At 68.0% G+C, this 8,055-nt stretch carries 6 protein-coding genes and 2 riboswitches; all 6 genes read left to right on the forward strand.

Translation table 11 applies throughout. The features are described 5' to 3' along the window. The first annotated feature begins 36 nt into the window (after nucleotides 1-36). Nucleotides 37-576: a TetR/AcrR family transcriptional regulator gene (locus J2X01_RS20005; protein WP_310061638.1), complete on the forward strand. Its 540-nt coding sequence runs from the start codon at nucleotides 37-39 to the stop codon at nucleotides 574-576. 213 nt (nucleotides 577-789) lie between these two features. Next, a riboswitch (glycine riboswitch) is annotated at nucleotides 790-888 on the forward strand. Between the two features lies 1 nt (nucleotide 889). Further along, a riboswitch (glycine riboswitch) is annotated at nucleotides 890-1,006 on the forward strand. Nucleotides 1,007-1,045: 39 nt separating this feature from the next. Further along, nucleotides 1,046-3,928 carry an aminomethyl-transferring glycine dehydrogenase gene (gcvP, locus tag J2X01_RS20010; protein WP_374725002.1) on the forward strand — a complete coding sequence of 961 codons (2,883 nt, stop codon included), beginning with the start codon at nucleotides 1,046-1,048 and terminating at the stop codon, nucleotides 3,926-3,928. A 12-nt stretch (nucleotides 3,929-3,940) separates the two neighbouring features. Then, the gene (gene gcvT, locus J2X01_RS20015; protein WP_310061643.1) at nucleotides 3,941-5,089 is read left to right on the forward strand and encodes a glycine cleavage system aminomethyltransferase GcvT; all 1,149 of its coding nucleotides are present in this window, start codon (nucleotides 3,941-3,943) and stop codon (nucleotides 5,087-5,089) included. 244 nt (nucleotides 5,090-5,333) lie between these two features. Next, nucleotides 5,334-5,717 (forward strand): glycine cleavage system protein GcvH, encoded by a 384-nt coding sequence (gene gcvH, locus J2X01_RS20020; RefSeq protein WP_310061646.1) that lies wholly within the window; start codon nucleotides 5,334-5,336, stop codon nucleotides 5,715-5,717. Next, nucleotides 5,714-7,054, forward strand: coding sequence for a serine hydroxymethyltransferase (gene glyA / locus J2X01_RS20025; RefSeq protein WP_310061649.1), 1,341 nt, complete (start codon nucleotides 5,714-5,716; stop codon nucleotides 7,052-7,054). Before gcvH ends, glyA begins: the two co-directional genes overlap by 4 nt. Nucleotides 7,055-7,207: 153 nt before the next feature. Next, nucleotides 7,208-8,055 (forward strand): serine dehydratase beta chain (locus J2X01_RS20030; RefSeq protein ID WP_310061652.1); only part of this gene is annotated, 848 nt, incomplete at its 3' end.

Consider the following 8,055-nt stretch of genomic DNA (forward strand, 5'->3'; position numbering starts at 1 on the left):
AAGAACCCGCTCCCGCCGCGGGGCATGATAGGAACCATGGCCAGAAAACCCGTCGCCCGCGAAGCCGTCCTTGATGCCTTCGAATCCCTGCTGATCGAAGAGGGCGAACGTGCCGCGACGCTGGATGCGGTGGCGAAGCTGGCCGGTGTCTCCAAGGGCGGGCTGCTGTACCACTTTCCGAACAAGGAAGCGATGATTTCGGTCCTGCTGGAACGGCTGGACCGGCTCCTCGCCGACGACCTCGCTGCCATGGCCGCCGCCGCGGAGGGCGCTGCCGCGTACTTCATAAAGTCCTCGGTCTGGGCGGACACCCCGCTGGACCGCGCCTTCGTCGCGGCCACCCGGCTGGCCGAGGTCGCCCACCAGGAAACCCTGCGGCGGATGGCCGCCGCCCAGGCGGGCTGGCTGGAACTGCTGGCGGCCGACGTCGGGCCCGCCATGGCCAAGCCTGTCCTCTACATGGGCGACGGCCTGTACTTCAATGCCATGCTGGCGCGCGGCCCGGGCGGACCGCTCCCGGCGGTCGGCCCCGACGTCGACGGCCTCCTCGCGGCCCTCGGGCGGCTCCGCGGCTGACGCCCGGGTGGACGCCCCGCCCGACGGGATCGCCGGACATCTGCGAACTCCCAGGAAACGAAACGGCGACCCCGCTAGTTTCCCGCGATTCCGCCCCCGACGACGGGGGCGGGAGCTTAACTCTCGCCCGTACGGGGTCACTAGTTTGCGGACGCGGCCCGGACATAGGACAATGGAGGCTGTGACTGTTGTCACGCCAACTTAATATGCCTTTGATCTGCGGCGGGAGAGTTCTGCAAGTAGGTACAAGCAGGCGCCGTAGGAGCAAATCCTCCCCAGGAATCTCTCAGGCCCACGTACCGCCGCGGCAAGGCAACTCTGGAAAGTAGCAGGCTGTCCTCGGACACGCTGTGCTCACCGACGGTGCAAGCGGGGCCATGCGAGAGCACGGCGGCGCGGAAACTCTCAGGTCCAATACAGAGTGGGGAGGAACCCGAATCAATGTGGCGCACCCTGCGCCGCCTTATTTATGGAGTTCCTTGTGACTGTTACCTCAGCCTCCACGTCCTTCGTTGACCGGCACATTGGCGCCCGCCGACAGGCCGATATCGACGCCATGTTGAAGGCTGTCGGCTACGACACCGTCGATGCGCTCGTGGACACGGCCGTTCCGAAGAACATCCGGCAGGATTCCCCGCTGGAGCTCACCGAAGCCCTCAGCGAGGTCGAGGTCCTGGCCGAGCTGCGCAAGCTGGCTGCCAAGAACCAGACGGCCGTCCAGATGATCGGGCAGGGCTACTACGACACGCTCACCCCGCCGGTGATCCGCCGCAACATCCTTGAAGCCCCGGCCTGGTACACCGCCTACACCCCGTACCAGCCGGAGATCTCCCAGGGCCGCCTTGAGGCGCTGCTGAACTTCCAGACCATGGTCCAGGACCTCGTGGGCCTGCCGATCGCGAACGCCTCGCTGCTGGACGAAGCCACTGCCGTCGCCGAGGCCGTGCTGATGATGCGCCGGGCGAACAAGAATAAAACCGCCCACGACGGCAAGACCGTCCTCGACGCCGACCTGCTGCCGCAGACGATCGCGATCGTCGAGGGCCGCGCCGAGGCGCTCGGCTTCGAGGTCGAGGTCGCTGACCTGTCCCAGGGTCTGCCCGACGGCGTCATCAACGGCATCGTGCTGCAGCAGCCGGGCGTCTCCGGCCGCGTGTGGGACCAGTCCGGTGTGATCGCCGCCGCCAAGGAACGCGGCGCGCTGGTTACCGTCGCCGCGGACCTGCTGTCCCTGACCCTGATCACCCCTCCGGGCGAGCAGGGAGCCGACATCGCTGTCGGCTCCACCCAGCGCCTGGGCGTGCCGCTGTTCTTCGGCGGCCCGCACGCCGCCTACATGGCCGTCCAGAAGGGCCTCGAGCGGTCCATGCCCGGCCGTCTGGTCGGCGTTTCCAAGGACAACACCGGCATCCCGGCCTACCGCCTGGCGCTGCAGACCCGCGAGCAGCACATCCGCCGCGAGAAGGCCACCTCCAACATCTGCACCGCGCAGGCCCTGCTGGCGATCGTGTCCTCCTTCTACGCCGTCTACCACGGCCCGGACGGACTGAAGGCCATCGCCGAGACTGCCAGCGGCCATGCGAAGACCATCGCCGCGTCGCTGAAGGCGGCCGGCCTGGACGTGCTGCACACCAGCTTCTTCGACACGGTCACTGTTTCGGTTCCCGGCAAGGCCGCGCAGATCATCGCCGCCGCCGCTGCGAACGGCATCAACCTGCGCACCATTGACGCGGACACCGTTGGCGTCTCCACGGATGAAGCCACGACGGTGGCCGTCGTGGCCGATGTCGTCGCGGCCTTCGGCGCCGGCGTTGTCGACTCGACGGACGGGTTCGCCTTGGACCCCGCCGTGGAGCGCACCTCTGAGTTCCTGCAGCACCCGGTGTTCCACACGCACCGTTCCGAGACCCAGCTGCTGCGCTACATCCGCAAGCTCTCCGACCGTGACCTGTCCCTGGACCGGACCATGATTCCGCTGGGCTCGTGCACCATGAAGCTGAACGCAACCGCCGAGATGGAAGCCATGTCCTGGCCGGAATTCGCCTCCATCCACCCCTTCGCCCCGGAATCGCAGACCGCGGGCTGGCGGGAACTGATCGAGGACCTCGAAGCCCAGCTCACGGAGATCACCGGTTACGACCAGGTCTCCATCCAGCCGAACGCGGGATCGCAGGGCGAGCTCGCCGGCCTGCTGGCCATCCGCGGCTACCACCTTTCCCGCGGCGACGCCCAGCGCAACGTCTGCCTGATCCCGGCCTCCGCACACGGCACCAACGCGGCCTCGGCAGTGCTCGCCGGCATGAAGGTCGTCGTCGTGGCCACGGCCGCGGACGGTACGATCGACCACGCGGACCTGCAGGCCAAGATCGAGCTGCACAAGGACGCGCTCTCCGCGATCATGATCACCTACCCCTCCACCCACGGTGTCTACGACGCCGACGTCCGCGAGGTCTGCGACTCCGTGCACGCCGCCGGCGGCCAGGTCTATGTGGACGGCGCCAACCTCAACGCGCTCGTGGGCCTGGCCCAGCCGGGCCAGTTCGGCGGCGATGTCTCGCACCTGAACCTGCACAAGACCTTCTGCATCCCGCACGGCGGCGGCGGACCCGGCGTCGGCCCGGTCGCGGCCAAGGCCCACCTGGCACCGTTCATGCCGGGCAACGCTGCGGATCCGGCCAACGGTGCCGGCGGCACCCCGATCTCCGCGTCGCGCTATGGCTCGGCCGGCGTGCTGCCCATCTCCTGGGCGTACGTGAAGCTCATGGGGGGCCAGGGCCTGACCGAGGCGACCAAGGCGGCGCTGCTCGCGGCGAACTACATCGCGTCCCGCCTGAACGAGTTCTTCCCGGTCCTCTACACCGGCGAAGGCGGGCTCGTGGCGCACGAATGCATCCTGGACCTGCGCGAACTCACGGCGCGGACCGGAGTGACCGCCGAGGACGTCGCGAAGCGCCTGATCGACTACGGCTTCCACGCCCCCACCCTCGCGTTCCCGGTCGCCGGAACCCTGATGGTCGAGCCCACCGAGTCCGAGGATCTCGGCGAGATCGACCGCTTCATCACGGCGATGATCACCATCCGCGCCGAAATCGACCAGGTCGCCAACGGTGACTTCTCCCTCGATCACAGCCCGCTGCGCAACGCGCCGCACACCGCGGCCGCCGTCGTGGACTCCGGCTGGGAACGGGAATACCCGCGCGAGCAGGCCGTCTTCCCGGTCCACCACCTCCGGCAGGACAAGTACTTCCCGCCGGTCGGCCGGATCGACGGCGCCGCCGGGGACCGCAACCTGATCTGCTCCTGCCCTCCCCTCGAAGCCTTCGAGGACCACACCGATGACTCCGCCAACTAAGGACTGCCAACGATGACTGAGAACTACACGGCCCTTTACGAAGAGCACAAGAAACTCGGCGCCTCCTTCACGGACTTTGGCGGCTGGCAGATGCCGCTCAAATACAGCTCCGAACTGGCTGAGCACCACGCCGTCCGCGCGTCCGCCGGACTCTACGACCTTTCCCACATGGGTGAAGTCTGGGTGACCGGCCCCGACGCCGCTGCCTTCCTGGACTACGCCCTGGTCGGCAAGATCTCCGCGATGGCGATCGGCAAGGCCAAGTACTCGCTGATCTGCAACGCGGACGGAGGCATCATCGATGACCTCATCACGTACCGCCGCGGGGAGGAAAAGTTCCTGGTCGTCCCGAACGCCGGCAACGCGAAGGTCGTCGCCGCTGCCCTGGCCGAGCGGGCCGCATCCGGCAAAGACGGCGGCTTTGACGTCACCGTCCAGGACGCCTCCGCGGACACCTCGCTGATCGCCGTGCAGGGCCCCAAGGCGCAGGAGATCCTGTTGCGCCTGGTTCCGGCCGCGCAGCACGACCTCGTAACCGGCCTGAAGTACTACGCCGCCGTCGACGTCCCCTTTATGTTCGGCGGCACCAGCCACGAACTGCTGCTGGCCCGCACCGGCTACACCGGTGAGGACGGCTTCGAGATCTTCGTCGCCAACGACTCCGCCGCCGCCCTCTGGCAGGCGCTCGTCGCGATCGCCGAAGACGGCGAACTCACGCCCGCCGGACTCGCGTCCCGCGACTCGCTCCGGCTTGAGGCAGGCATGCCGCTCTACGGCAATGAACTCTCCCTCGACGGCGACCCCTTCGCCGCCGGACTGGGCCCGGTCGTCGCACTCTCCAAGGAAGGCGACTTTGTCGGCAAGGCAGCCCTGGGCGCCAAAAAGGAATCCGGCGCGGGATCCACCACGGGCCGCAAGCTCGTCGGCCTCAAGGGCCTGGGGCGCCGGGCCGGCCGCGGCCACTACCCGGTCCTGAAGGACGGCAACGTGGTCGGGGAAGTGACCTCCGGGCAGCCCTCACCAACCCTGGGCTACCCGGTCGCCATGGCGTACGTCGACGTCGAATTCACCGAACCCGGCACCGCCCTGGACATTGACCTCCGCGGCAAGGCCGAGCCTTTCGAAGTCGTCGCCCTGCCTTTCTACAAACGCGTCAAGTAGCCCCTCTGGTGCCCGGGTACCCCAGCGGTACCCGGGCACCGTAGCGGGTCCCGGCTCCGGGGCCGGCTGGCCCCGGTTTTCACGCGTGCTGCTCCTTCGTCGCTTTGACGCAGGCTTTCGAAAACCGCGGCCCGCCGCCCCCTCGCGGTCAGCCCACCTTTCCGCGGGAATTCGGGTTGTGGCCGCGTAACCCGGCCACAATAGATTTTGCACCCACGACCAATCCAAGACTTAGGAAAATCACATGGCAAAAGTTGCCGCTGAACTGAAGTACTCCGCAGAGCACGAATGGGTTGCGCAGGAGGCCGGAAGCGATGTTTCCATCGGCATCTCCGCCGTCGCCACCGATGCCCTCGGTGACATTGTGTATGTGGACCTGCCCGAGGTCGGCTCCGCGGTGACCGCGGGGGAGACCTGCGGCGAGGTCGAGTCGACGAAGTCCGTTTCCGACTTGTATGCCCCGGTCACGGGTGAGGTCACCGAGATCAACCCTGCCGTCGTCGAGGATCCCGCGCTGATCAACAGTGACCCGTACGGTGCCGGCTGGCTCTTCAAGGTCGCAGTGACCGCGGAAGGCCCGCTGATGTCGGCCGAGGAGTACGCGGCGACCAACGGCGGCGAGCTGTGAGCCCGGCCGCAGGCACAGCCGCGGGCACCGGGACGGTCGCGTTTGTGCAGGTCGTCTCCCCGAGCCTGGACGCGGACCTGTCCGCATTGGATCCGGAAATCGCCGCGAAGATCGACGCCGAGCTGACGCGCCAGCGCGACGGCCTGGAAATGATCGCCTCGGAGAACCACACCGCCAAGGCCGTTATGCAGGCGCAGGGTTCGGTGCTGACCAACAAGTACGCCGAGGGCTACCCGGGCAAGCGCTACTACGGCGGCTGCGAGCACGTTGACGTGATTGAGCAGCTGGCCATTGACCGGGTCAAGGCCTTGTTCGGCGCCGAGTACGCCAACGTCCAGCCGCATTCCGGCGCGCAGGCCAACGCCTCCGTGATGCACGCCCTGATCCGTCCGGGTGACACGATCATGGGCCTGAACCTGGCACACGGCGGACACCTGACGCACGGGATGAAGATCAACTTCTCCGGCCGCCTGTACAACGTGATCCCGTACCAGGTCCGGGAGGACGACCACCGGATCGACATGGCCGAGGTGGAGCGCCTGGCCCAGGAGCACAAGCCGCAGCTGATCGTGGCCGGCTGGTCCGCCTACGCCCGGCAGCTGGACTTCGCAGAGTTCCGCCGGATCGCCGATTCCGTGGGCGCCTACCTGATGGTGGACATGGCACACTTCGCCGGGCTCGTCGCCGCAGGGCTGCACCCGTCCCCGGTTCCGCACGCCCACGTCACCACGTCCACCACGCACAAGACCCTCGCCGGTCCGCGCGGCGGCATCATCCTGTCCAACGACGCCGACATCGCCAAGAAGATCAACTCGGCGGTGTTCCCCGGCCAGCAGGGTGGCCCGCTGGAGCACGTGATCGCGGGCAAGGCCGTGGCCTTCAAGATCGCCGCGTCCCCCGAGTTCAAGGAACGCCAGGAGCGCGTCCTGGCCGGCGCCCGGATCCTCGCCGAGCGGCTGGTCCAGCCGGACGTCACCGCGAAGGGCATCAACGTGATCTCCGGCGGCACCGACGTGCACCTGGTCCTCGTGGACCTGCGCAACTGTGAGCTGAACGGTCAGCAGGCCGAGGACCGCCTCGCGGAAATCGACATCACCGTCAACCGCAACGCCGTGCCGTTCGACCCGCGCCCGCCGATGGTCACGTCCGGGCTGCGCATCGGCACCCCCGCGCTGGCCACCCGCGGCTTCGGCGAGGCAGCATTCGCCGAAGTCGCGAACATCATCGCCGAAGCGCTGACCGCCGACGCCGGCGCGGACCTGTCCGGTCTGCGCTCCCGGGTGGAGGCCCTCGCCGCCGCCCACCCGCTCTACCCCTCGGTTGCCAACCTCGCCTAAGGGCCGTATTACAGGTAGTAGGAGCAGTACAGATCACGACGCCGGGCCGCCGCCACAAGCTGCCGCCCGGCGTCGTGCATCCGGCGGAACCGCCGCCACCCGGCGGCCGCACCGCCTTCCGGCTGTCGTCGTTCTCACAAAAAGGTATTTATCATGGCTGTTGGAGTCTTCGATCTCTTTTCGATCGGCATTGGGCCGTCCAGTTCGCACACGGTGGGCCCGATGCGGGCTGCCGCGGTGTTCGCCGAAGAGCTGAAGGCCTCCGGGGTGCTGGAGCGGGTGGCGTCGCTGCGCGTTGACCTCTACGGGTCCCTTGCCGCGACCGGCCATGGCCATGGCACCATGACCGCGATCCTGCTGGGGCTGGAGGGCTTCCATCCGGAGCTGATCCTCCCGGCGGAGGTGGAGGAACGCCTCGCCACGATTGCCGGGACCGGCATCCTGCAGCTCGCCGGGGCCGTGCCCCTGCCGTACGGGGTGCAGGACATGGTCCTGCGGCCGTTGACGATTCTGCCGCGGCACACCAACGGCATGACGTTCACCGTCGCGGAGGCCGGCGGCGACGTCCTGCACCGCGCGACGTTCTTCTCCGTTGGCGGCGGGTTCATCGTCCGCGAGGGCGAGGAGGACGCCGCGCTGCAGGAACTCGCCGAGTCCAAGAAGGAACTGCCGCTGCCGTTCCGCACGGCCGCGGAACTGCTGGGCCACTGCCGGGCCAAGGGCCTCTCGATCGGGGAGATCATGTTCGTCAACGAACGTGCCGCCCGCACCGAGGCGCAGATCCGCGAGGGCCTGCTGCACATCTACTCCGTGATGGAGGCCTGCGTCGAGGTCAGCCTCAAGCGCGAGGGCCTGCTGCCGGGCGGATTGAAGGTCCGCCGCCGGGCCCCGGACTGGCACGAACGCCTCCTGAAGGAGGACAAGGACCGGGACCCGAAGTACTGGCAGGAATGGGTGAACCTGATCGCGCTGGCCGTGAACGAGGAAAACGCCTCGGGCGG

Source organism: Arthrobacter ginsengisoli, from assembly GCF_031456935.1.
In the GTDB taxonomy this organism is placed as follows: Bacteria; Actinomycetota; Actinomycetes; order Actinomycetales; family Micrococcaceae; genus Arthrobacter; species Arthrobacter ginsengisoli.

Coding starts and splice junctions, on each gene's coding strand:
- J2X01_RS20005 (WP_310061638.1), top strand. CDS start 37: ATGGCCAGAAAACCCGTCGCCCGCGAAGCCGTCCTTGATGCCTTCGAA.
- gcvP (WP_374725002.1), top strand. CDS start 1,046: ATGGAGTTCCTTGTGACTGTTACCTCAGCCTCCACGTCCTTCGTTGAC.
- gcvT (WP_310061643.1), top strand. CDS start 3,941: ATGACTGAGAACTACACGGCCCTTTACGAAGAGCACAAGAAACTCGGC.
- gcvH (WP_310061646.1), top strand. CDS start 5,334: ATGGCAAAAGTTGCCGCTGAACTGAAGTACTCCGCAGAGCACGAATGG.